This is a genomic window from Murimonas intestini (assembly GCF_024622195.1).
Taxonomy (GTDB): domain Bacteria; phylum Bacillota; class Clostridia; order Lachnospirales; family Lachnospiraceae; genus Murimonas; species Murimonas intestini.
In genome coordinates, this window is the sequence record NZ_JANKBI010000001.1 from 509,971 (window position 1) to 536,585 (window position 26,615).

The window sequence follows — 26,615 nt, forward strand, 5'->3', positions numbered from 1 at the left end:
CCTCATTTTTTACGGCAGTTATCTACCCTGAAGGCATTTCCTTTTGTTCCAATATAGAATTCTGCTCCGGGCCTCAGGGCATATGGCTGGTTTGGCCCCAGCCTTGTGCCGTCGGCAAGGTACGTCCCATAAGTAGAACCCCGGTCTATGAGATTTGCCGTTCCGCCCATATTGATAACTTCACAGTGAAGCGAACTGATCCCCGGTTCCTTTTCCGGATAAATGAGGTGGCAGCGCCGGCTGTCCCTGCCGATGCGTATAGCGTCCTTCACCGGTACACTGTTATTCAGGAAGTAACCTCTCACCCCCGTGAGCACAGGAACATACTCCGGATTCTGGTATCCACCCATAACCACATTTTGCGGGGCAGGCGGTATTCCTTCCACGGGCATCCTGGCCTCGCCGCCCATTCCATTTCCAGGCGCACCGCCTGTTCCTGCTCCCGGCCCATTTCCAATACCGGTACCTGACCCGCTGCCCATTCCGGCTCCTGCATTATGAAATGCCTGGCCGCTATTTCCCTGTACTCCGGCCGTTCCATTTTGGTTTCTATTTAGGGAAGCTTCAGCGTCATGTCTGTTATATTGCTTTTTACCTGTTCCCCTTCTTCTCCTCCACAGCCAGCTTCCAACGGCTGCAGCTGCCACGATCACAATAATCCCCCAGTACTCTCCTGATGCCTGGCCTTCGCTGCTGCTCCAGACATCAACCCCTGCCCTTTTGGCAGCAGCTATGACCTCTTCTCCGTAAACAGCCCGCGCCACATACCCTGAATTATCAATTCCGAGAGTAAATACCCCTGCCGCATTTCCATTTTCATCAATGACAGGGCCGCCCAACAGATCCAGGGTTATATCTTCTTCAAAGAGCATGCTGGATGAGCCTCCCAGATTGCCTGCGTTTAGTTCACTTACTGCATTTGCCTCCATGATAACATCATTGGCACCAGATGACTGACTGTTATCCTGGGTCAGGTAATATCCCATCATGTAAACCTGATCTCCCTTTTTCACATTTTTTCCTGTGGATACACAGACAGGGGTAAATCGCTGCAGGGCATTGTCTGACTTCAGAATAGCAAGGTCCAGTCCCCCATCTGACCATATCTGGGTCAATGGCACAATGCTGCCCACATTTCCCTGCTGGTCATACAGATGATCCAGCACAGCATAACAGGCAGATGAATCCTCAATTGCTGCCTTAGAAGTCACAAAATACTGGGCAGCGCTTCCTTTCTGCCCTATGGCAAACCCGGAGGCGGAGGTGATCATGTCTGCTCCCTCAGCCACAATACGCACAACTGCACCCCTGGCATCACCGGGAGAGCCCTTTGCCGATACCCTGCCAGGAACAGCCAGCAGAACTGCTGCCAGCACACACATCAGGCACACTGCCCTTTTATTTTTATCCTTTTTCATACTGAACATCCCCCACGCACTCGATGACCACAGCCGTAAAATTATCCTGGGATGCCTTATTCTTTGCCAGCACAAGCTGTTCTATCCTCTCCGCTCCGTGATAGGCATCTGTCTGTACTGCTTCCCAGATCTCCTTGGCAGTAAGCGTGCCAAATACACCATCGGACATCAGCAGGATCCTGTCGCCGGGTACCAGCTGGAAGGGGTGTACACTTCTGTCAATTTTAGCCAGCTCACCCATTCCAATATAGCTGGTAAGCGCCTTTCTCTGGGGATCCGACATAGCTTCTTCCAGAGAGATCTCACCCTTTGCCGCTTTTTCATCCAGATCCGAGGCATACGTGTGCTCTCTGTTCAGCTGTGTCAGAGTCTTTCCCCTGCACAGATAGATCCTGCTGTCTCCCACTGAAATAAAATGCATGGATGCTCCCTTGATAAGCACAGCCACTACTGTAGAACCGCTCTGGGTTCCCGGATTCCATCTGAGGTAATCATTTACCTGGCGGTTCGCATAGTGGAGCATTTCCAGAAGCTTCATGGAAGGTTCTGCAGGACCTCCTGTCAGAAAACTGCTCTGCATACTGGAAGTAACTGTGGCACTGATCTGCGCTCCATTTGAAAGTCCTCCCATACCATCCGCCACCACTGCAAAGATCCCTCTTTCCCGGCACAGCTTATCATCTGTCACGTCTGATATGGAGAAACTGTCCTGCTGGTTCTGCCGGGCGCCAATATGATGGGCATTTCCAATCCTCACTGCAAAGCCGCCGTCGCCCCATCCAAAGGAAGATGGTATATCCCGGCTGCTATTCTCTGCTATGCCAGGACTCTTCTGCGGGCCGTTACCTGCATCCTGCCTTTTCCACTCTCCTGATTCTTTCGGAGATAACTGTTTTTTATCAGCTGACATGCTGCCCTCATCCTTTTTTCCTTTTCTGCGAAATCCAGCCAGGAAGATACCTGCTGCCACAATCAGAATAGCGGCTCCAACAGCTATCATGAACCATTTATTCCTGCCTGCGGCTTCCTGTCCGCCATCTCCCGGTTCCTGCTGCTCCCCGCTGCCTTCCTTATCCCCTGTCACTGTCTGAGCCTCTGTGACTTCTTCTTTATTTTCTGTCTCATTGGGTTCTGCGCCGCTTTCTTTATCTTCTGTCTCCTGAGATCCTGCTCCGTCTTCTTTGTTTTCTGTAATTTGAGATCCAGCTCCATCCTCTTTGTTTTCTGTTATCTGTGATCCTGCTCCATCCTTTTGGGTTTCTCCTGTCTGGCCGTCTGCTTTCTTCGCTCCGCTCACGCCGTTCTCATCACCGCCGCTCTCTGCTTCGCCTATTGCCGGTCCCAGTATATTCTGGATCTCAGACTGTATTTCCGGCGTCCCGCCGGTTTCTTGCTGCTCCTCACTGCCCAGAGCAGCAGTCTCCTGACTTTTTTCCTCCTGCGTCTCTGTTTTTGGGCCATCTTTTTGACCCTCACTGCCTCCATTACCGCTGCTGCCGCAGCCCGCCGCTGAAAATGTCACGGATACAAGCAGTGCGGTAATGCACAGAAACGTTTTTATTGTTCGTTTTCCCAATCGAACTCCTCCCCGCACAATGGAATAAATACTAAAACAGTATTTCCAATCTTTATTCTGTCATATGGCTGAAGCAGTATACTTCCGCTGATAACTACCTTGCCGTTTACCCTGACAATATTACGTCCTCCGCCGGATGAGAAATAATAGACTTTTTCCATACTGTCATAGCTGATCACAGCATGGTTGTCCCTTGAAATAGTCTCATCTCCGTGTACACAGATGTCCATCCTCTCAGAGCGCCCGATAAAATTATTATCCGCATGGATCCTGTAATCATTTCCCTTATCCTTGCCTTCCACACAGACCAGCCAGCCCACTACAGGGTCTATCCCCACCTTCTTGCTGTAAAGCCCGATCGTGGGAGAATCCTCCTCTACGCCTGCGTAGAAAGGTACAGCGCCGGCCCCCATACCGTTCTGTCCGGGTATTCCCTGAGGAGGCATTCCCTGGGGCTGCCCCTGAGGCGGCATGTTTCCTGCAGGCCTCACCGGGACAGTCGGCCCTACTCCCCCAGCAGCGCCCCCCAGGGGTACCGTCACATTAGCATTTGCCGACCCTCCCTGGCAATAAGGACACTCAGCACTTTTCGACTGGTCATAAAAATGGCCGTTTGGACAACGTTTCATTTCCATAATTCATTCCTCCGTTTATTTATAATTTTGATTGTTACCTGGCTGTGGGTGGTGATAGGCAGGCGCTGTGATATAGATGGCACTGATTAGAATTTTGAAAAATCATATATTTTGGTTTTATTGCCGCCATCGAAATCTATACTGTAGAAACTCCAAAGATTATCACTTAATGTATACACATGGAGCCTATTACCTACTTGATAAAAGTTTCCCACATACTCATTAAAGATTCCAACCGAAGGTTCAGAACCATCTATTGGTGTTTTCATCAAATCATACGGATGCCTTGAATCTGCATAATAAATCCACCCATCTATGATTTGGAACAAATCACTTTCTTTCATCGAAATCTTTGGCAGTTGTACCGGGGCGCCTTCCACATCTATACTTTTTAATAGAAACTCCCCTTCAAAAGGCTCTGAATAATAAATTTTACTATCTACAACACAAAAATAAGGCCCTGGATAGTCTTCCCCCGGAATATCACAGATTTTCCTTTCATCACTCCCATCTGTCCTGATTTTATAAAGCGCATAATTATAAACCTCACTTTCCTCATTCTTCTCTGCTTCCAGGCAGAAATAAATCCAATTGTCTTCAACAGAAAGGAAGTGATAATTCACATTTCGTTTTATCATTTTCCATGTAAAATCATTTATATTAACAGACTTAAGTTCACTGCTCGCATTTGTATAATAAATGATTCCATCTACTATTTGATAAGTGTAAATATGCTTCACAATTAATTCCGGTTCAGAATCCTTCTGTAAATCTTTACGGTAAAGTTCGAAGTTATCCACATAATATAAATATCCTTCATAGATACTTAACCGCGAAAAATCCTGACCTGAATCTAATTTTTGAATTGCACTGCCTGCATCAGTGTGTCCCTCTATCCCTTCTCCATACCTTGATTCAAAAAATGTTCCATCTGCTGCAATGACTGCACTGTGCAGATCTGACTGCATCATATTGCACGGAGTATTCCCGTACTTTACTCCGTTTATCATGACTCCGCTGTCCATCATCGCAGTTTCTTCTTGCACAGCCTGTATTTCCCCAGTCCCGGGCTCTTGGTACTGCGGTGCTGTTGTCTCAGCCGCCGCTGTTTCTTCTGTCTGAACCTGTGGTTTTTCTATCTGTGGTTTTTCTGTCTGCGGTTTTTCTGTCTCGGATTTTTCTGCCTTTATTTCCTTCTCTGTAATCCCCTCGGCTTCACCGTCAATACTTTCTTCAAAGATAAGCTCTGGCTCACTATAATAACAGTCATACCACTTAAAATCACTGCCCAGGCATATGACATCCTCTGAACCGGAACTATTTTTAGATTCAAGTACGTAAATTGAGATTGGAATCAAATCAGAAACCTTCCTCTTTTGCGTTCCATCTTTATTAGCTGTATAGAGATAACCACTATCTTCCGCATTAGAGTAGTAGATTTGATCATCAGTAATATTAAAGGCCGCATTATTTATCACAATCTCCGTATTTTCACGCTTCTTCCCGTCCAAAGAAATCTTCTCAATATAATATCCTGTGTTTTCATTTTTTTGATAAGCATAAATATAATCTTTATCAACCACAAAGGCCGAGGTATCCAGAAAAGCCAGTAATTCCCTTTCTTTCCCGCCTTTTTTTGTTTTATACAGTTTATAGCAAAACCTGCCGTCAACCTCTCCAACATCCATGTAATAGACCTCCCCCTTTCTTACCGCAAAACATCCTGCTGTATACCCCGCAAGTTCTGTTTTCTCTTCCCCATTAATATCTGTTAAATACAGCGTTCCAGATGTATCCACATAATAGATATCCCCATCCACTATCTGATATACAGAACAGTCTTCCAGAAGTTTTGTCTCATCAGCGCCCCATAATGTTGACCTGTACAGGGATGAATCATTCCACTTTAGATAATAAAGCGAATCATTCCACACACTAAAACGACACGCAGGTTCCTTCATAAAATCTTCCGGAGTGGAATATTTATTTATTCCGGATACTTCTTTTATCTCTGTTAACTTAATTTCGCCCCCGATCTTCTGCAGGTCTGAGTAAATATATTTATTTTCCTCTGCTTTTACCATATATCCACCATTCAGCATAAGATTGCACGGCGAGTTCCCATACTTACTCTCCCCTTTATGCAGGCCCACTGCCAATACAATACAAAATATCACAGCTACAGCCGCCGCTGCCGCCAGGATTTTTTTCTTTTTGGCATTGCCCTCTCGTTTTTCCCCAGACTTCCCTTCCGTTTTATATATTCCAGATAATTTTCGAAGTTCCTCCCACGAAGTATCTGTCTCTTTCTTCTCTTCCTCCTGGCCGCCGGATATCCTGTCGGATGTCCTGTCTTCTGTCTTGGCGTCCGCTTTTTCCAGCACTGCGCTTTTATACGGCAAATCCACCCGTACAGGAACAGCAGCCTGTTCTCCCTGTCCGGTTACTGCATCCCCATACAGCGCCGCTTCCAGCTCTTCCATGCTCTGATACCTGTCCTCCGCCCGCAAAGACAGTCCTTTTAAGATGGCTTTCTCCTGATGTTCCGGCAGAACCACTCCCAGCTTAGACGGAGGCACGAGGCTGTCCTCTATCATCCTTTCCAGTGGCTCAGGCGGCGTCTCGCCTGTAATGCATTTATAGATGGTGGCGCACAGGGCATACACGTCTGTCCATGCGCCCTGGTTTCCATGGCTTCTGTACTGCTCCTCCGGGGCATAGCCCGGCTTTAGCAGTACAGACAGGCTTCTCTCACCGTCCGGCGATACGTCTCTGGCAGAGCCAAAGTCCAGAAGCTTTATCCCGCTCTCAGTCGTCAGCATGATATTATCCGGACTGATATCACGGTGGATCAGCCCGGCTTTATGTACCTTCGCCATGGAATGGATGACCGGCCTCATCCAATTTATCACTACCTGTACCGGTATCCTTCCGCCCTGTACCTTCAGATACTGTTTCAGAGTCATCCCATCCAGATACTCCATGACAATATATGAAGTATTGCTCTCCATGAAGAAATCTTTCACACTGACAATTCCGGGCATGGAATAGAATTTGGCCAGGGTCTTCGCCTCATCCATGAACTTATTTTTCCCGCTGTCAAAGTATACGGCCTTTTCCCCACCATAGTTTACCACGTCAGATACCCCGGGAGCCTGCCTTGTCACCAGCCCGGACGGATAATATTCCTTGATGGCCACCTTCATATCCAGGTTTAAGTCCCACCCCAGATAGGTGATGCCGAAGCCGCCTTCCCCCAGCACCCTTCCCACAAGGTACTTTCCGTTTAAGATAGAGCGGCACGGCAGATGGTAGCTGGGGCCTGCCTGGGCCTCCTCATCAAAGCCGCAGAACTGGCATGGCCCCTGCAGTTTTTCTCTCTCCCTCATGCACCCCATACATAGCATATTAGGGTCAATCTCTTTCCTCATAGAATGTCCTCCCTGTTTCAAATCCTGTATACATACTTTGTAACTGTTCAGCAGTTCTGCGCACTTACTGCACATCTCTTTTTCCGGCAGTACAGGGGGTGCCTAGGCGATATACCCCTTTTCTCTTAAATAGTCAACAAACGCTGCAGCCAGTTGTAGATTTTCCGTTTCCTCAGGAATCTGTGCTTCTTTTCCCAGTATAGCTACATCCGGAACCATCCCCGCTGATATCCTCACCTGCAGCTGGGTCTCAAAATCAGCCGCGCTTATCCTGCTTGTCTGTATAGTCACATGATAAGTCTCCTCAAAATCATTACAGATATCAGCCCACTTCTGCCAAAAAGCCTCGTCATCTAAGTCGTCGAAACCTGCTAAGCCTGCGATTAGGACTTCAAGCTCTGCAGCCGGATTTTCCGCTTCTTCAGATTGGGAATCTGCCGCAGCCTGTGTTTCTTCCTGTTTATTGTCTTTTACCGTACTGCCGCTGTTGAGCTCTATGGCATATTCTGCTGCATAGCCGCCGTTATCCTCTACCGCATACCAATCAAAGTCATAAGTCATATAGACAGCATGGCCCTGAATCTCCAGGATGGCTGCCGGATAGTTTTCTGACACATTTTCCTTTACTCCGCCCTCCAGCTTTGCCCGGCTTAAGGCTCCGTCCCTTTCGGCATCACAGTAATAGATCCAGCCATTGATTATATTTATCCCAATCCCCGGAAGATCCGAAGGCACGGCTACATATATAGCAGGAACATTTTGGGCTGTCCCATCTTCAGCAGAGAGGCGTATCAGCCTTCTCATCCCCTCTTTATCACCTATATCTTTACAATAATAGATGCTGCCGTCTGCCACGTAAAAGGAAGCATTTTCTTCAGCTATAGTGGTGATCCGCTTTTCTTCACCGCTGTCCACATTCCGCCTGCAAATGTCCGACCCCGAGTTCTTATTCCGCCTGCAGTAATAAACTGACTTATCCCAAACGCCCAGGCAGGAGCCACATTCCACGCCAGCCAGTAAATTTTCAGCCAGGCTGGAAGCATCCATCTCATACAGGAAACCATCTCCCGAATCCACATAATAAATTTTTCCATCCATGATCTGATATATCATGCTAATAGGATCATCTCTGATAATCTCCATCCCTGTTCCACCCAGTTTTACCCTGCAGAGCTGACTTCTTCCATTCAGGCAATAAAGCCAGTCTTCCCACACATTGTAGAAAAGTACCTCCTCGTTTGTGATCACCTGTGATGGGCGTTTCCTGTAATTTTCTGCCGCATCCTGGTAAACGCCCGCTATTTCTCCGGTTTCTTCCCCGATTTTAGTTACTATGCGGCAATATTTATCTTCTGCCGTCTGTGCCGCCAAACCCATATTCAGGATGTTGCCCGGAGTGTTCCCGTAATGCTGCACAGCTGCCTCTGTCATTTCCACCGCTTCCCCGTCTGCTGTGCCCTCCATCTTCTCCACTTTCCCGCCTGAATATTTCGGCCATACGTCTGACCCGTCACACATGTACCATTGGTAATCCTGATCTACAAATACAATATGGCTCCCAGCCTCATAGACGGCCATGGGCTTCTTATCTGTAATCTTTTCTTTTCCTGTGCCGTCTTCGCGGATGCGGTACAGGACAGCCCCTTCGTCAGCATTTCCATAGTAGATCCACCCGTCATGTACATTAAACATTGCGTCATTCGCGGATGTCTCCATTGCTATCCTGGGCATGGACGCCTCGCTGCCATCCAGGTTCTTCTTTTTTAAAAATGACACATTCCATTTTTCTTCATCCGTCTCTTCATAGTAGATCCCATTCTCCGTCACTGCAAATATAGGTGTCTCATCCATTGCAAAAACAAAGGTATTTTCTGTCCTGTCCGCCCTGATCCTGTAAATCTTATGCTGTCCGCCCTCACGCTTTGAATAATAAACCCATCCGTCCCAGACGCCTATACAGGCTCCGCACGGGCCATTGACAAAGGCAGTGCACGATGAACCGTCCGCTTCCATCACAAAAAGATTCTCCAGATCCTCATCAGCATAGTATATCTTTCCATCCATAATCTGATAGAAGGATACCGGCTCACGGCTGACCTTTTCCGTTTCTGTACCGTTTTCCCGGACGCGCCACAGATAATACTCTTCCATGTCTACATAATAGACCCATCCATCCCAATAGCTGCAAAGAAACATAAATCCATTGTTCAGCATTCTGGACTCTTTTATAGTCTTCCCGCCAGACTCCATGCAGATCCCGGTAATATCACGGTCACTCTTATCTTCTGTCCAATTAAAACAAACTTTAAAGTATGTATCCCCTTCCTGAGGGACAGCCAGCCCTACCCCTATCATGTTGCATGCCGTATTTCCATACCTGCGCTCTTCCTCTTCCTTACCCTTTTTGCTACCCGGAAGCAGAAGCAGGACCGTACAGGATATACAGAGAAGCACGGCAACCGAGGCGATAGCCGCAATGAGCTTTTTTCTGTTCTTCTTCCGCCCGTCATCACCGCCCTGGCTGATCTGCTGATATCCTGCTGAAGACCTCCCGGAATATGCATCCGATACCGGAACTGTCCTGGAGTCTCCCTCCTGATACTGTCCGTATGTCTCCTGTCTGCCGCCGTATGGCTGCCCGGATGACGTCTGCCTTCCCGTATATGACTGCCCGGCTGATTCCTGACCTCCCGCATATGCCAGTCCGCTACCTTCATCCGAATACAGCGCCCGCTCCAGCGCCTCCATACTCTGGAACCTGTCCCTGCCATCCACAGACAGCCCCTGAAGGATCGCCTCCTCCTGGGCAGGTGTCAGGACAGCCCCCAGCAGGGCCGGTCTCTGCAGGGTGTCCTCCCTCATCCTCTCAAGCGGCTCAGGCGGAGTCACTCCTGTCATGCACTTATACATTGTCGCACACAGAGCATATACATCTGTCCAGGGCCCCTGCGACCCATGTGTACGGTACTGCTCTTCCGGCGCGTACCCCGGTTTGAGCATGACAGACAGGCTCTTCCCTCCGTCAGGGGAGATATCTCTGGCAGCTCCGAAATCCAGCAGTTTTACCTTGTCATCATCTGTGATCATGATATTGTCAGGACTGATATCACGATGGATCAGCCCCGCCCTGTGGATCTCTTCCAGAGAGTGGATAAGCGGCTTCATCCATTCCAGGACCTTTCTGGCAGGAATCTTTCCTCCTGACTGTCTCAGGTATTCTTTTAAAGTCACCCCTTCTATATATTCCATAACTATGTATGAAGTATTACTTTCCTGAAAAAAATCTTTTACTCCCACAATGCCCGGCAGCGCAAAAAACCTGGCAAGGGTTTTGGCTTCCTGCACGAATTTATTTTTCCCTGTGTTATAGTACTCCGCCTTTTCACCTGTGTAGCTGGCCACCACCGGGGAAGATGCTGACACTCTTGTCACCAGACCGGATGGGTAGTATTCTTTTATAGCCACCTTCATATCCAGGTTCAGATCCCAGCCCAGGTAGGTGATGCCAAATCCACCCTCGCCTATAACCTTCCCGACAAGGTACTTCCCGTTCAGCAGGGATCTGCATGGCAGATAATGGGACGGCCCCTCCTGCTTTTCCTCATAGCCGCAGTATGGACATGGACCTTCTGCATTCTCTCTTTCCCTCATACAGCCCATACAAAGCAAATCATGATCTATCTCTCTGTTCATAATACATTCCCTTTCTCCTGCCGCACAGCGGCCTAATCATCCTGGCCGCTGACCAGGTACAATGGTCCTGCTTCCTCTCCGTTATGCATATTTGTCTCCATAATGCCCCAGCTGTCATACCAGTCCGGAATCGGATACACAAGTATTATCTCCCCGGCTGATTCGCTGCCCACTTCTATGGGAAAATACCTGGGCGTCTCTTCATCACTGCTCAAAAAATACATAGACGGCAGGCAGATCACCAGGCGCTCTGCACTCGCATCCATCACTAATGCTGCAAAGTTATAATCTGCTACCAGCAGGCTGCTGTACGGGCTGCCTTCAGTGGTACTCATCTCCATTTCAACCAAAAGATAGTTCTGGCCGCTTCTTTCGTCTCTCTGTATTTCAGCATAATCCAGCAGATACATTATATAGTTGTCAGCCACTATGACCTCATCCCAGCCATATTCCACGCATCTGTCGTCTGCAAACCGGCTGATAACGGAATCCAGGTAAGGAAAGTCCGCCCCTCCGTATACCAAATCTTCCTGGTTCAGGCCGTTCTGCTCTCCTGATGGTTCATCTTTTCCTGTGCCATTTCCGTTTACTTCTGGCTCCTGCGGATCCCAGCTATAGCCGTTTCCCTCTGTGGACTGTCCTCCCGTCCCGTCATTTTGTCCTGATCTTCTGCCCTGTCCGGCTTCGCTGCCCTGCCCTGTTCCACCGGGCTGGCCGGTATCTTTTTCTGCTGCAGGGGCTTCTGTATCTGACCTGTTTTGGCGCGCCTGCACTGTTTCCTGTTCCGCAGGCACTGTCCCCGTCTGTATCTTATCTCCCCCTGAGCCGCCGTTTCTAACAAAAAAGAATACGCACGCACTGCACAGCAGAACAGCCGCTGCCGCCGCAAAGGCCTGCCATTTCAGCCATTTCCTGCCTTTTGGAGCACCTGGCCCGTTTTTCGTTCCCATATAGGCATTGCTGCCTTCCCCGGCTGAAGCGGCTGGCTCCCTCTGCGCTGTGCCGCCTGGTCTGCCGGGCGGCAGGGGCCTTGTCATATCGTCCGATACCGGCCTGGTCACATTATCTGCCCCATAATTGACGCCGGGCCGCGGCATGGGATGGGCGCCGGGCTGTGGTACAGGGCCCGGGGCGCTCTGAGAGACGGTACGGGGGGCATCACTGCGGTACAGCCCTTCCATCAGCTGCTCCATATTCTGGCAGCGGTCATCCGCATGTATAGCCAGACCTCTCATGAGTGCTTCCTCACGTACTTTCCCCATGTTAAAGCCCAGCCCGGAAGGCGGCACAATGCTGTCATATATGATCCTCTCCATAGCTTTAGGAGGCGCTGAACCGGTTATACACCTGTAGATAACAGCACAGACTGCATATACGTTAGTCCATGGCCCGGGGTCTTTGTCCTTCCGGTATTCCTCCTCAGCCAGATAACTGTTTCCGGCCGGCACGAACCCGCCTTCATCATAAGGAGAGATTGCCGTAGGATTCCAGATCTCTTTCAACTTGCCTGACCCTTCTGTGGTTATCAGGATATTTCCGGGACTGATCCCCATGCATATTATACCTTCCCTGTTCAGCCTGGAAACAGCCTGCATCACCGGTTCCATCCAGTATAAGACTGTATCTGCATCCAGCCTTCCCCCGGCTTCCTTTAGTTTCTCATCAAGCAGCATCCCCTGATAATACTCAGTTATCATGTAAACCGTATCGTTCTCTTCGAATACATCCTTTACACTGACGACACCTGGCAGATCCCACATCCTGGCAAGCACTTTTGCCCTTGTAAAGAATTTCCTCTTTCCATTTGCAAATGCCTCCTGGTCCTCCGGCCGGCACCCCACGCCAGGCTGTGTCATATCATCCCTCCACAGCATCGTACAGGGATAATACTCATGTATCATCACATTTATTTCCAGATTCAAGTCCCATCCCAGATAAGTAATGAAGTAGCCGCTTTCCTCAAGAAAACGCCCTGTCATATATTTGCCGTTCAAAATACTGCGGTTTACGAGGCTGTACGCCGGGGCTACAAATTGTTTTTCATCAAAACCACAGTAAGGACATTTCTGGTCCTGACCGTTTTTTTCCCTCATACAGCCCATACACATTTTCTCATAATCCATAGAATATCTTCCTCCCCATATTCTGCACATATGACGCCAACATTCGCTCTATTCTCAGCTATCCCTGCAATAATCTTATTATTATCATAACACTGCGGGTAATTAAGGAGTTCCTAAAATTTTTGGGATTTATTTTCAGATAAATATAGCACTGAAATCTTGTAGTTAACCGAAATATTTTGTATACTTAAACCACAGACCGCAAGAAAATGATTCAAGGGTACAAAAAGGAGATCAAAATATGCAAGATAGCTCACCAAAAGGCCTGCCGGGAGAATTTCTTCTGCTGTTTACCTTTCTCATATGGCTGCTGTTTTTTCTGATTTACATAGGCAACAGACACAATAAATTAAACAGATGGTGTTTCATAAGTGGTATCTGCTTCAGCATAGGGGTCTTGAAAGAATATCTGTACTACAGCCTTTTCCCCTGGGTGATCCAGTCCTACCCCTCTTTGCTGGATGAAGGGACCGCCCTTACCATTTATTCTGTGCTGACAGCAATACCCTACTATTTTGCCACCCCTACCATGCTGATCTTCAGCTTATATTTTAACCGTTTCGAACTGAGGCATCCGAAAGCTTTTCCCTGGATCTGTATCTTGTCCTTTGTACCGGGAATAGTGTTTGGTTTCTTCTATCCCTATACACAGACAAGGTATTTTCAGCTGAATGACAGAACATATTATATGCTTGTCACTATCTACAATTTTATCAACAGTATCGTGATGACTTATATGATCCTCAATACTTTGACCCGGGAACGCCATTCCAAGATCAGACAGCAGAAAAGAGCCATTGCTTTTCTGGTCCTCGTTCCCAGCTGGTACGCCATGCTGAGTATCTTTCCTGTCCAGCTCTTTAGTCTTGGCAGGATGTTTAAGACATGGCAGGGGAATCTTGTCATAATCATGATCCTGATCCTCTTTTACCTATATCATGTATCGCGTGACGGGTTCATGGGCGCACGTTTCCGCCATGAGACGTATGACTGGGATAAAGACAGCCAGCTGATCAACAAGAGTATGGAGCTTGTCCAGCATATGCTGAAAAACCAGATAGCAAAGATCGACTGGTGCGCACAAAATATTGTAAAAGAGGCGCCTTCTGAAGAGATTGAGGAGTATACAGAGATCATCCGGCGCTCCACCAGCCGCGTCTCAGGATATATCTCCAAAACAAAATCTTATTCCCAGGAGCTTAATCCCAGACCCGAGCACTGCGATGCCCAGTCCTTTTTAAAAAGCTGTTATGAAGATCTGGAGAAAGTACATAAAGAAGTGGTGTTTGAATTAGACTGCCAGGAGGCACAGACAGTATACTGTGACAGAGACCTGCTCAAGGAAGTCCTTCTGAATCTTTTCCAGAACGCCATTGATGCCATGGACGGAACCGGAAAGATAAGTATTTCCTGCTATCAGGAGAAACATGGGAGTTATTGCTGCATAGAAGTTGCAGATACCGGTAAGGGTATAGAAAAAGAAGATCTTATAAAGCTCTTCCAGCCTTATTATACTACAAAAAGAACAGATGCCCATACAGGCCTTGGACTCTATTACTGTCAAAAAGTACTGCTTAAGCACGATGGGGAAATACGCGTAAAAAGTGAAAACGGATGCGGCACTGTTTTTTATCTCTATCTGCCCCAGCCGCGAAAAAGAGGACTCACAAGAAAGGAGAGACACTGAATGGCTGAACAGGAGAAAATAAATGTACTGATCGTTGAGGACGACCCGGATTTCTGTTTTTTGATTAAAGACTGTCTGAAAAAAGAAAATGATATGACAGTCTGCGGCACGGCGTCATCTCCCGCACAGGCGCTGATACTCGCCCAGGCTATGGGACCTGATATCGTACTAATGGATCTGAATCTGACAGCCTCCAATCTGGACGGCATACAGGCCGCCAAAATGATACGTATCAGCACAGATGCAAAAGTCCTCATCCTGACAGCATTTGAGAATCCTCAGATCATAACAGATGCCTGCCGCCGCTCCTTTGCATCCGGTTATATATTTAAAAGCCAGTTCAGCCTCCTTCTGGAGACTATCAGAAAAACCGCCGGCGGCCACACTCCTCAGGAGCATCTGATAGCCTCCCTGATCCTTTCTGAGCTCTCTCCTGCAGAATATTCTATCTTTGAACTGCTGATGGGAAAAGACTTAAAGCTCCAGTCCTCTCCTAAGACGATCGCAAACCAGAAGAATAATCTTCTAAAAAAACTGGGGCTTGCAAACCAGAGTGAACTTATCCATATCTTTAAAGGCCTCACCTATTGACCTGCCTTCAGCCTTTCAAAAAGATCATGAAAGACAGGATCCGACTTCTTCAGATACACAGGCTTTTCCTCCCTGTCCAGAAAACAATGGCGTGTTCTGCCTTTGCATCTGATCTCCCCGCTGTCCTTGTCTTTCACCAGATAAGACACCGTCATCCGTATCCCATTGTATTCTTCAAGTGAAGCTTCTATAGCCACCACATCCCCGAAATGCACCATGGACTTATACTCTGCTTCTACAGAAAGCACAGGACTTATGATCCCCGCCTCCTCCATTTTTTTGTAGCCCAGGCCCGCCTGATCCATCAGATCCACCCTGGCCTCTTCAAACCATCTGATATAATTGGAGTGATGGACGATTCCCATCTGGTCAGTCTCATAATACTGGGCCTTGTGTTCATAAATTTTCAGCATTTTTTTCTCCTTCCAAACACATATATTTCTGTCTCAGACACTGTAGATATTATAATCATTTTTTCCTGTTTGTTTAGTCTTATAAAGGGCAGCGTCAGCCTTCTTATAAAGAGAGTCAAAGTCTGTCCCATCCCCGGGACTTACTGACACTCCTATGCTGGCTGACATATTCCAGCTGCCGCACTGGTCAGTATAATTTATCTGAAGCGCCGATGATAGTTCTTCTGCTTTTACCCTCACCCAGTCTGCATCCGGGATAGGGATGAAGGCGGCAAACTCATCTCCTCCAATCCTCCCAAGTATATCTTTTTCCCTGAAATGCTTCCTGATGATGTCTGTAAATTCTCTGATGCATGAATCACCGAATGCATGGCCAAACTGATCGTTTGCCTGCTTAAAATTATCAATGTCAAAGATAAAAAACGCATAACTTGTACCCGGATTCTCTGACAATATTTTATTAATAAAACGTTCAGTGGCATTTCTTGTAAAAAATCCCGTCATCCCGTCTGTGGCTGCCTGAAGTTCCTTCTGTTTTTCAGAATCGATATTTTTTCTGTATGTAAACATATGGATAGACTGGTCTTCCTCAGAAAATAAAATATATGCATCGATCCTCATCCAGTTGTAATTGATCCCGTCTTCTGTGATCATAAAATCATACCTGAGATGATTGTTATTATTATTGTACTCCTTTATGACATTCTCAGGTGTAAAGGTGGACACATATCCCTCTCTGAATTCATCCTTTATCTGCTTCCGGGCTATCACCCTCAGGCCCTGGTCATAGGGAAGCCCTTTTGCCCCCAGGCTTTCGAAGTATTCTTCCGTTCTTTTGCCGACATAACAGTTCTTTGTTATATTCAGCTCATAGATATTGTCATACATCTCTTCAGTGGCCCTTTTGAAATTTGTCTGTCGTTCTTCAACCAGGGCTGTGATCTGCCTGTTAAATTTCCTGATCACGGCTGTAGTTACAAGCAGTACTATGAGTATTACAGTGATAAGTATGACACATGTCAGATAAAGCTGGATCTTCATATCATGGATCAGCCTTCCTGTATTCTGCTCTACAACAAGGCACCAGGACAGCTCAGGGATATAGCGTGCCACAACAAAACTGCTTTCAGCAGACCCTGATCCTGTATCTGTCCATATTTCCAGATTGGACGTATTATCTGTCCACTGAAGTATCTGTCTGCGCAGCTCCTCCCTGTCATATACAGAAAACCAGTCCTTCTGCTCGTATCCTGTGTAATCAGTGGATATCTCGATCTTGCCTCCGCCGCTGATCAGGCTGGCCTGAACATTATATTTCTGTTCATAATCCCCAAGAAGTTCCTTCAGATAATCGATTCGTATTCCAACACCCACGACACCTATCACATCTCCGTCCGTATCTGTAATCTTGCAGTTCACAAATACTGTGATCTCATTATCCGCTCCATCCACTTCATCATTATCTACGTTCAGAGAATATTCAGGGCTGCTGTCCATCAGATCATAATACCATTGATTTTCAGGATCATCCCTGGTCAGTACCCGGTCTAATCCGCTGAAATTATAATAGCGCCCTGTTGCAACAGAGACCAAAAATACAGAGTCAAAATCATATTTATCCTGGTATGCCTTCAGGTATGTCCTGATCGTTTCTGCGTAATTCTCATCTTCCAGATGCTCACCTTCGCTCAGGAGATGCTCTATCAGCAGACTGTCGTGTGCCATTGTAATAGATATATTGACTGGTTTAGCAAACATTGTAGTCAGGCGGTAATAGATGCCTTCCGTGGTCAGGGATGACACCCTCTCAATATTATCCAGGGACGCCTGGTAATTGGCCCTGTAGCTGAATACTGCCGTCAGCGCAAAGCCGATGACAAGTACAATGCTTATCAACAGATTAGTTCTTGCCAATTCTTTATTCTTCAATGTTTTCATGCCCCCATTTCATCTTGCCGGCTTGTCCATTTGAATCCTCAGGCAGGCATATCCATACCGCTTTTCCAGTAACAGCCAGATCTGCTGAGAGAAAGCTGTGAATAGCAGTGTCATAGTCAGTATAGCACCATAGACAGAATATCGCAAAAAGAATTCTATTATAATTAAAAAACAAGCAGCGCCAGGATATTCTCCCGCCGCCGCTCATCACTCATTTTGTCATTATACAGGCATCGATCTCCTCTCCGCCTGACACATCATACGTGCGGATCTCTATGGATTTTCTTTTCACTGTTACCGATACCATTACCGGAACTTTCTCCTCCAGGAAATAAGCGTCGTACCCTGTCTCTTCTTTATTCTTTTCATAATACTTATTTCCCGTAGATGAACCTCCCGTCAGATACAGGACTTCCCCGTTTTTCTTCCTTCCGCCTGTCTTTCCCGTGGATGTAAGGCCATTCATATAGAAAGTTCTTGAATAGCTGTGGTCGTGTCCCGCCAGGACCAGGTCAACATTACATTCTGAGAATACAGGTGCAAGCTGATTCCTTTTCTTTATAATTGATTCGTCATCCGCATGGGCGCCCGCACTGAACAGAGAATAATGCATGGTTACCACCACCCAGTCTGAAGGGTGGTCTTCTATTGCCCGCCTCAGAAAATCTGCCTGACCTTTTGCATCATCGTTAAATAAGTCAAGGGCCACAAACAAAACATTCTTATACGTAAAGCTATATGCCAGATCATTCCGTCCATCTCTCTGGAACTGTTTCTCATACAGGTTATTTGCAGCTTCATGGTTCCCGGGGTTAACTGCTGTAGGAAGACTTTTCAATATTTCCGGCCTGCGGAATTCTAAATACTCCTGTTTTGCCTTCTCCGGGTCCGAACTGTCTGCCTGATCTCCCGCAGTGATCAGAAAAGCTGCATCCGGCGCCGCTGCCAGACCTTCATTAAGAGATTTTTCCCAGGCCTTTCCATCCATTGTCAGCTTTCCGGCGCCAATCTGAGGATCTCCTGCAAATAAAAATGTAAATTTTTCATCCTTCCCGGGGGCACAGAATGTGTAGGTCTCTGAAATATCCTGCGAGCCAAGCCTTCTGATTCTGTACACATATTCTCTGCCTGTCTCCAGCATATCTATCTCTGCAGTATAGCAATATGCATCCTTTGCTTCCCCCTTCTGCCTGCCCATAAGGCAGCCAGCATAGGCAGCTGGTTCCTCATCTTGCTGTTTTATACTATACTGAAGTTCATATGCTCCTGCATCATCTGTATACCAGTTTACACGGATACTTCTCTCATCTTCTCCCACTTCAAGGAGCAGGCCGGAAGTATCCAGTTTCACTGTCTCCTCCCCTTTAGTCAGCCCCTCCAAAGATATAAAGTTAAAATATATGTCCGAGCCCGAGGCATAATTCTGGTGTACCTCAACAGCTACAGTATTTTTCCCTTTTTTCAGCATAGACGTGTCTTTGACTGTAAACTTTTCCAAACGGGGACTGGAGACACCTTCTTTTGCCCCATAATCTGTCAGTTTTTTATATCCCCCGTCCGGATTGTTTCCCGCCCATGCCAATTCCCCGTTAATATAGATCAGCACAGCATCATCAAATTCCACTTCTCCTGTCATGACAGCGATACTGTCAGGATTGGCAATTGTAAGCTCCGTGCGGAACAGATAAACAGGTTTTGAGTTTCCGTCATCATCATACTGTTCAAGCAGAATATTGGGGGCATTTCCCTTCCCCATCTCTTTTCTTTCTCCGTCCTTTGCCCCAAAAGAACCTGCTGCCTCTTTCCATCCTGAAGCATCATACTTGTTCTCTCTCCACCGTAACTCATCACCTGATTCCACAATATTTTCCTGTCCGTCATCCAAGTACTTCCACTCTGTCCTGCCTGAGGAAATCAACTCTATCCTTCCACTGTCCCCGGGTACAGAAAGCTCTGCCTTTCCATTGATTCCATATTGTCCGCTGTCTATATGGGCAATTATAAAAACCAGACAAAGCAGAAGTATGCCAAAAAATGCAGCAGCTGTTCTCTTTAAACTGTCTTTATTGAAAATTCTTTTCATCTGCTACCTCCTATTCTCTGTTATGCCTGTAACGTTCCTTTTCTCCCCAGACATTTTTATTCTTCTGGTATCCCAGCAATGCATTTACACGGACCAGCATGAGTATAAAACGCAGTCCCACAAGCTCAAAACCGCTCAGCAGAATAGCCTTTACGCCGTCCCAAACAGTTATATGCAGCTGCTGCGTGTGGATCCTGCTGAAAAATGCAACAAGAGTAAGCGTACAGCCAAAAAGCGCATAAACAGCAAAAAAGAGAAGCATAAAAGGGACATTGATCAAATTTGCCCAGAAAGACAATATAATAGTGAGGATACCAAAAATTTCAATATATGGAGACAGCAGTTCATAGATCCAAAAATATAGAAAGGAGACTGTACCCATAATTCCGTATTCTTTTCTGCCTACCGCCGCTTTATATTTTGTAAGGCTTTCATACAGCCCTATGTGCCATCTTCTCCTCTGGCGCATAAGGTCAGGAAGATTTCCCGGCGCCTGGCTCCAGCAGACTGCATCGGGGGTATACCTTATCCTGTAATCCAGATGGTTCAGCCTGCAGAAAGCATGCAGCTTCACCACCAGTTCCATATCCTCCCCCATAGTTGAGTTATCATAGCCTCCGGCAAGCACTACTGTATTCTTTTCAAACAGTCCAAATGCTCCGGATATGATCAGATTTCCGTTAAAGCTGTCCATAAAGATCCTGGATGCCATAAAGGAACGGTCATATTCCAGTACCTGCAGGGCTATGATTATTTTTTTAGGAAGGCTGTAATCCTGGACTCTCCCATCTATCAGACGCACTCCATTAGACACCCTCACCTGGCCTCCGCAGGCAATAGTACGGTTATCCTCCAGAACAGGCTTTGCTATCTCCCGGAGGGAATCCCGCTGAAGCATTGAGTCTGCATCTATACAGATAAAATAAGGAAAACGTGAGATATTGATCCCCATATTAAGAGTATCTGCCTTGCCGCCGTTCTCCTTCATAACAAGGGTAAGCTGAATGCCCCCCTCCTTAGCTTCATAGACGGCCAGTTCCTTCTTGCACGGTATCCTCTTTCTCACAGGCCTGTCGATCTTGTACATGTGGAAATATTCAATCAGCCGTTTGGCAGTATGATCCTCCGAACCATCATCCACTATCACAATCTCGTATAGCTTGTAGTCCTGTTTCAGCAGGGTGCATACCGTGTCCACTACTGTTATTTCCTCATTATGGGCCGGTACGATGATACTGATCGGAATATAGAAATCTTGATGCAGGCTGTTCTTCAGCTTCTCATTCATGCGTTCTGTATACAGCCTGTTAGAACCCCAGAGCACAGAAAGAAAGAGAAAGCTGCTGTAGCCAATTAAATATACGACAAAAAATATATCCACGCCGAATAAAAATATTTTAATCGCATCCATCATCCGGACATTTCCCCCTTCCATTGCTCCTGCTTATATCTGAGCATATCAATAGCATATCTGTCATTCTTTAACAACACCTCATCCAATACATTATGTTTGCCTGCAATCCTTATAAGAGAATCAGACGCATTGCTGCGTACATACCAATATGTGCTGTGCATGCCTTCATATAAAGCCTGTACCGTTTCCTCTGAAGGATAGTTTTCCAGTGCAGAAGCCGCCAGCGCAGGAAATTCCCAGTCTTCCACCTCCCATTCTCTGACAAGCTTCTGCAAAACAGGCGCTGCATCTTCACATTTATGTCTTCTGAGATACCTGATGACGGCAAATTTCACCTCTCTGTCTGTTTCAGGAATTTTAAACAAGTTTAGCAGCCTCTCCCCAAAGCAGTCTACAGAAAGCCTCATAAAGTTTATAAATGCTGTCTGGTAATACGGACTGAACTTATCCCATTCCCTCCAGAGCGCTGCTGCCAGCTCCTCCTTGTTTCCCTGAAAAGCTGCCAGCCCGTCAGTCACCAGCTTCTGGCTGTGTTCTATCTGATGGCGCTGCATCATTTTAAAAGCCTTAACAACAACCTCCGAGCTGCTTGCAGAATAGATTGCCTGCAGGGCGTTCTCTCTGCAGTAAATGGAATGCTCCCCGGTAAGCTGAAGCATGTATCTTACAACTGCATCCTGTTCTGTTTCTCCGCACAGTCTGTTCTGCCAGATAACATATGCATAATATGCTTTCTCCATAACACCTTTTTTCAGATACCTGCTGCCTATCTTAACAAATATGGGATGGATACTTTGGATCCACGACCTTGTCCTGGTCTGTCCGCCCTCTGCAATTAACTTTTCAACAGTCTCCTGAAAAACCTGAAGGCCGGATACGCGGCTTATCCGTTTTGTCAGCCTTTTCATCTGCGTTTCTGTCATTGCTTCTTCTGCTATCATCTTTATCAGATATGCATTCCACCATCTTGTTTTAGAAGGATTTCTGATATCGCCCAATCTCCTTCGTCCGGTATATGCCAGATTAAACAGCAGCAGACACGCACATAAAGCCATGTACACATATATCAGATTGTCCACCCGCAGTACCATCACCTTCACCCCTCTCTGCTTATCCTGTCTCCGCCTGTTTTTTCTGAATCCAGATTTTCTGCAGGTCATAATACCCCTGCTTCAGGCGCTCATGGCTGGTGGGATTTCTGCCCCAGCCTTTCAGTTCAATGGTCCCCATAGTGATTCTGTCCGTTTTATTGCCAAGGCTGCCTGCCCCAGCGTACATTCTGTCAATATTCAGCCTTTCAATTCCATAATGTTCATAATAGTCATCGTGGATGACCATCTCTGAAGGATTATAAAAATTCAAAAGCAGCCAGGGGATCCTGATTTCTATTTCATCTCCCTGTATGATATAATCTGCCAGAGAATTAAAATCAGGGCTTTTGGGATTCCCATTGCCATATGTCAGATTTCCTGTATTAAATGTTTCTCCAATATCCCATCCCGTATTTTCTACCTCATCATGTGGATCATTTGGCACCTGCATCATCATTCGTATCTCCACAAAATGGTCTGTGTCCTTCGCAGGCTCGTTCAGATATGCATCCTGCAGGTAAGCACGCTGAGAATACATAGCCCGCAGAGCCTCATACCGTTCCTGGACAAGTATACGGCTGTTTTCCATGCCGTCTATGATCATAAGAAAATCTGCTGCCCTGTCAAATACTCCGTCCTTCTCTTCCCAGCTCATGCTGCCTGATTTTGGCGTTGTGTCAATTGGAATATATAATACATCATTGCCTGGATCATAATTTTCTTTATGTACCCGGAAATATACATATTTCTCATCATACTTTGACCAGAGTGATACATCATCTTTTTCCATAACCTTATCGTCCTCTGTCCATTCAGAAATATCCCCGTCTACATAACAGACGCTTTCTTTTTCACCGGGATCAAAAGAAAGAATGCCGAAATACTGTTCGTTTGTCTGATAATCACTCCAGAATGCCGTCTTTGTCAGATCTGTATAGGCCATAGTATTCCATGTCCTCTTGAACCATTCGTCCTGCCAGGTAAAAGCTATAGATCCGGCGCAGCCTGCCGCCATGATATCCCCATAGCAGCTCACCAGTGCCTCGCCCTGCTCACTCTCAGACATTCCGCCCTGAGCGCGTCCCAGCCCTCTTTCATCCTGGGCGCGTCCCCTCGATGACGGAACCCCGTACTCAGCAATTACTACCGGCATGGAATGATGCTCATTGATCAGTTTCAGATAAGCTCTGTAGGAATTGTAAATTCCGTTCTCTTCCATAAACTCTGCCTTCTGTCCAACATCTCTTCCCATGATATCAAGAAAACCGAGATAGTCAGGATAATATGGATAAATATGATAAGAAGCAAACTGCCCAGACAAAAATTCCTCCGTTGTCTTAATATGCTCCACATCTACCTTCGCAAACTTCCTGAAATAATACTTTACAAGTTCATCCCACTCCAGGGGGTCTGTAGTCGGCCAGTTGCTGAAAGCCACAAGACGCTGCTGTTTATAGCGGACTGTCTCATACTCGATTATCCTGTCACCAGTCATAGCCAGCATAGCTTCAAATGGAGATGCATCACTGGTGGTATACATATACTTCCCCTGGTACGAATTTCTGTCATCCTGCATTTTATTTGTAAATTCCACAGTTGTGTCTTCCCATTCCACACCCAGTATATATCCCAGGCACCATGAAGATACATCCTTGTTGTATGTCCCCTTCCCCAGATCCACCCCCAGGGAGAATTTTTTATTCCCATGGATAATATCCACCAGTGTCCTGGAATCTTCTATCATTGCATCTGCAAATTCACTGTCATACGCGTCCCTGTGGGAATTCTGGACATAATCGTTTACCCACAGTCCGTGAAGGAAATACAGGGGATCCGGATTATCATGGTTATATTCCCACATGGCATTATAGAAACTGTCGTTCTGTATCGTATATACGCGGATGCAGTTTGCCCCCATATCCTGTATTTCACGGAACCATCTCAGATACGTCTCTTTATCAATCGCATAATCTGTAGCAAAATGGCCGGGAATCCCAACTCCCATATTTATCCCTCTGATCTCAAAGGGCTTTAGCCCCTCACCCCTGTCAACCAGAATTTCTTTTCCCCGGACTGCCGTGAACGATTCTACCTGTTTATCAGTCTGCAGGTCAATAAACAGTCCAAATTTTCCTGAAAGTCCCCACCAGCATATAAAGAGCAGAATGACAGCTCCACAGAAAATCAAAAACTTCTTCATAGTTTCTCTCCTTTCTGTCTGTCAGTGGTTAAATTTCTTAACTGCAGATTCGTGTCCATACTGTTTTAATACCTCAATATGTTTATCCAGCCAATCCACTCTGTCCAGCAGTGTATTTTCCATCTGTTGTACTGCCTCTTCATAGCTTGAGGGATTTCTCTCATCCGGGATCAGCTTATTATTCCACTGCAGGTTCTGGGGTTCAAATGTATATCCCCAGACAGCAAAATTCCGGTCCACCGCACTCCCGAGATAAGCACCCGTATCACTTATGTACTCCTTTAAGCTGTCATCACTGAGAATACCCTCTCTCAGGCTTCTGTATTCACGGATGATTTGATCTATGAAATCCTCTTCCTTTAGCATCATCCAGAACCAGGGAGACTGAATGCTGAAAAAACCGCTGATATGATAGTCGTCCAGTTCCAGGTTAATGGCCGCATTGTCCAGAGAATTATTAAAATCCCAGACACAGGGCTTAAAGCGTCCATTTATATCCTTATAAAAAAATGTCGACCTGTTTCCCACATCATACTGCATAAATACTTCCATGATAATAAAATAATCTACAAACTGGTCAACATCTGTCTTAACAGGATATCCATACCTTAATGAATCATAATCAAAAGAATAGAGTGCCTTTTCAAAGGCGCTGACATCTCTCTCTATGTAATCCTGCAGTTCAGGCGTAAGGTTTAGCTTACCGGGATATACAATGTCAAAAAAAGCCCGCTCCCGCAGTATGGACGCATACTTTGTAAAATTATCCAGCGCAGTAGGCGGCTGAACTGAGTCATTGTCCAATTCAATAATATAACCTGTAATATTCCGCGTCTTATTGGGTTTCTCAATGTCGATCCGTCCTTTTCCCCGGCTGACTGTTTCCATCATAAGATAAAGACCTTTATACTCTCCGTTGAGAACCACTTCACAGTATCTGACATCGGGCGCATATTCCATCAGTTCCCCCGAGAGATTCATTGCCATATAGTTGCGCATCAGGCTTTTGTCCAGATATGGGCCATTCAGTACCCATTCATGATGTTTCTCCATCCCCATCACAGCTACATTCCTGTAATCTCCGGATTCTTCCACTGTCTTTATGGAATATGAGCTTTTTTCAAACCATCTGGAAGAATTTCCCCTTACCCTGATCCTGATCAGTGAGGACAGTTCTCCTTCATCTGAGACCTGATTATATCTGTCCCGGTGGTCGATCACCTTCATCTTTGCCATCGTATATGTATCGCCGTCAGGCGCCAGGGTGTATTCTGTTCCCTCCTCGCCATGGTAAGGTTCTCCCGGTATTTTATCAGGCACATCAATCACCACAATGGGAAGATGGGTTTTAAGCTCTGCAGTATCTACAGCATTTGAGTCATAAGTATACCCGGAAGTATTTGTCTCATGGATGCAGTTTTTGCCATCTGCTATCCCCAGCTCTTCCTCGTTTTTCCAGTCCCTGTGCTGATGTACACGATATTGCGGAGTACCCAGCTCCATCTGTGCCAGAACAGACCCCAGGAAAGTCACCATGGCAATGATTACTGCTGCGATTCTCTTTTTTCCCATGATGTTTTCCACCTCTTTCTTTATCCGGTGATATCGTCATCCTGTGTCACAAGGTTCACATACCGGATATGCTCTATTTGATAAAGCTGGTCTTCAATGCTGTCCACGCCGCTGCTGGCTTTCAGATAGATCTTGCGCGGTATCTCATAGATCAGTTCCACTGTATCGTCTGTTGTATTTTTTACCCTTAAATTTGCTCTGCGTTTAAAGTATTCCATAACAACTGACATTATTGTCATATCTGTACTTCTGGCTCCCCTCACGATAAGAAGCATTCTGTTCTGGTTCTGGATACGTCCCAGGATCAAAAGAATCACAAATACCATAGCGCTGCCTGCACCCGCTGTAGAATAGTCACCTACACCGCAGGCCAGCCCCACCACAACCGCCCAGAAGATGTAGATCGTATCCCTGGAATCCTTAATCGCTGTCCTGAAACGTACAATTGATAATGCGCCGACCATACCAAGAGACAGCGCCACATTATTTCCGATGGCCGTCATGACAAGTGTCGTCAGTACTGTGAGCACCACAAGACTCACATTAAACCTGCTGCTGTAGACTGTTCCTGAATGAGCAATGAAATAAGACAGATAAATAACAAATCCCAAAGCCGCCGCAACAACCAGCTGCGTAACTATACCTGACATGTTCAAAGCCTCAATCTGACGAATCATATTAGATAAATATCCACTCATATACCTTTCCTCCTTATAACTGTTCAGTAAATACACAGACCTGCCGGAACGC

The 26,615-nt window shown here is 46.4% G+C and carries 16 protein-coding genes; 2 read left to right on the plus strand and 14 right to left on the minus strand.

The window, feature by feature from the left end; all coding sequences use genetic code 11:
- Positions 1 to 2: 2 nt before the first annotated feature.
- The 6 genes from NSB28_RS02380 to NSB28_RS02405 all read right to left on the minus strand — a co-directional run bounded on the left by NSB28_RS02380 (position 3) and on the right by NSB28_RS02405 (position 12,876).
- The gene (locus NSB28_RS02380) at positions 3 to 1,418 is read right to left on the minus strand and encodes an FHA domain-containing protein (RefSeq protein WP_187374090.1); all 1,416 of its coding nucleotides are present in this window, start codon (positions 1,416 to 1,418) and stop codon (positions 3 to 5) included.
- Positions 1,405 to 2,994 carry a protein phosphatase 2C domain-containing protein gene (locus tag NSB28_RS02385; RefSeq protein WP_109624380.1) on the minus strand — a complete coding sequence of 530 codons (1,590 nt, stop codon included), beginning with the start codon at positions 2,992 to 2,994 and terminating at the stop codon, positions 1,405 to 1,407. The genes NSB28_RS02380 and NSB28_RS02385 overlap by 14 nt, the downstream gene beginning before the upstream one ends.
- Positions 2,976 to 3,629 (minus strand): FHA domain-containing protein, encoded by a 654-nt coding sequence (locus NSB28_RS02390; protein WP_109624379.1) that lies wholly within the window; start codon positions 3,627 to 3,629, stop codon positions 2,976 to 2,978. Before NSB28_RS02390 ends, NSB28_RS02385 begins: the two co-directional genes overlap by 19 nt.
- Before the next feature lie 86 nt (positions 3,630 to 3,715).
- Positions 3,716 to 7,060: a DUF5050 domain-containing protein gene (locus NSB28_RS02395; protein ID WP_257497400.1), complete on the minus strand. Its 3,345-nt coding sequence runs from the start codon at positions 7,058 to 7,060 to the stop codon at positions 3,716 to 3,718.
- Positions 7,061 to 7,162: 102 nt separating this feature from the next.
- The gene (locus NSB28_RS02400; RefSeq protein WP_109624377.1) at positions 7,163 to 10,753 is read right to left on the minus strand and encodes a DUF5050 domain-containing protein; all 3,591 of its coding nucleotides are present in this window, start codon (positions 10,751 to 10,753) and stop codon (positions 7,163 to 7,165) included.
- Between the two features lie 32 nt (positions 10,754 to 10,785).
- On the minus strand, positions 10,786 to 12,876 hold the full coding sequence (locus NSB28_RS02405) for a serine/threonine protein kinase (RefSeq protein WP_257497401.1): 2,091 nt from the start codon (positions 12,874 to 12,876) through the stop codon (positions 10,786 to 10,788).
- A gap of 241 nt (positions 12,877 to 13,117) precedes the next feature.
- On the opposite strand from NSB28_RS02405, the gene NSB28_RS02410 reads away from it, so the two are divergent.
- A complete protein-coding gene (locus NSB28_RS02410; RefSeq protein WP_109624375.1) occupies positions 13,118 to 14,563 on the plus strand; it encodes a sensor histidine kinase in 1,446 nt (481 codons plus the stop codon).
- Positions 14,564 to 15,154 (plus strand): response regulator transcription factor, encoded by a 591-nt coding sequence (locus NSB28_RS02415; protein ID WP_109624374.1) that lies wholly within the window; start codon positions 14,564 to 14,566, stop codon positions 15,152 to 15,154. It begins immediately after the preceding gene.
- On the opposite strand, the gene NSB28_RS02420 is transcribed toward NSB28_RS02415, so the two are convergent.
- The 8 genes from NSB28_RS02420 to NSB28_RS02455 all read right to left on the minus strand — a co-directional run bounded on the left by NSB28_RS02420 (position 15,148) and on the right by NSB28_RS02455 (position 26,563).
- Entirely contained in the window at positions 15,148 to 15,567 is a 420-nt protein-coding gene (locus NSB28_RS02420; RefSeq protein ID WP_109624373.1) for an acyl-CoA thioesterase, read from the minus strand. The two genes, NSB28_RS02415 and NSB28_RS02420, sit on opposite strands and share 7 nt — an antisense overlap.
- 33 nt (positions 15,568 to 15,600) lie before the next feature.
- A complete protein-coding gene (locus NSB28_RS02425) occupies positions 15,601 to 17,496 on the minus strand; it encodes a sensor domain-containing diguanylate cyclase (protein ID WP_109624372.1) in 1,896 nt (631 codons plus the stop codon).
- A gap of 220 nt (positions 17,497 to 17,716) precedes the next feature.
- Positions 17,717 to 19,588 carry a metallophosphoesterase family protein gene (locus tag NSB28_RS02430; protein WP_109624370.1) on the minus strand — a complete coding sequence of 624 codons (1,872 nt, stop codon included), beginning with the start codon at positions 19,586 to 19,588 and terminating at the stop codon, positions 17,717 to 17,719.
- A 10-nt stretch (positions 19,589 to 19,598) separates the two neighbouring features.
- Positions 19,599 to 21,002 carry a glycosyltransferase family 2 protein gene (locus tag NSB28_RS02435; RefSeq protein ID WP_109624797.1) on the minus strand — a complete coding sequence of 468 codons (1,404 nt, stop codon included), beginning with the start codon at positions 21,000 to 21,002 and terminating at the stop codon, positions 19,599 to 19,601.
- The gene (locus NSB28_RS02440) at positions 20,999 to 22,162 is read right to left on the minus strand and encodes a HEAT repeat domain-containing protein (protein WP_109624369.1); all 1,164 of its coding nucleotides are present in this window, start codon (positions 22,160 to 22,162) and stop codon (positions 20,999 to 21,001) included. Before NSB28_RS02440 ends, NSB28_RS02435 begins: the two co-directional genes overlap by 4 nt.
- The gene (locus NSB28_RS02445; RefSeq protein ID WP_109624368.1) at positions 22,113 to 24,293 is read right to left on the minus strand and encodes a hypothetical protein; all 2,181 of its coding nucleotides are present in this window, start codon (positions 24,291 to 24,293) and stop codon (positions 22,113 to 22,115) included. Before NSB28_RS02445 ends, NSB28_RS02440 begins: the two co-directional genes overlap by 50 nt.
- A 21-nt stretch (positions 24,294 to 24,314) precedes the next feature.
- Positions 24,315 to 25,865 (minus strand): CotH kinase family protein, encoded by a 1,551-nt coding sequence (locus NSB28_RS02450; RefSeq protein WP_109624367.1) that lies wholly within the window; start codon positions 25,863 to 25,865, stop codon positions 24,315 to 24,317.
- A gap of 20 nt (positions 25,866 to 25,885) precedes the next feature.
- Positions 25,886 to 26,563 carry a DUF4956 domain-containing protein gene (locus NSB28_RS02455; protein WP_109624366.1) on the minus strand — a complete coding sequence of 226 codons (678 nt, stop codon included), beginning with the start codon at positions 26,561 to 26,563 and terminating at the stop codon, positions 25,886 to 25,888.
- Between the last annotated feature and the right edge of the window lie 52 nt (positions 26,564 to 26,615).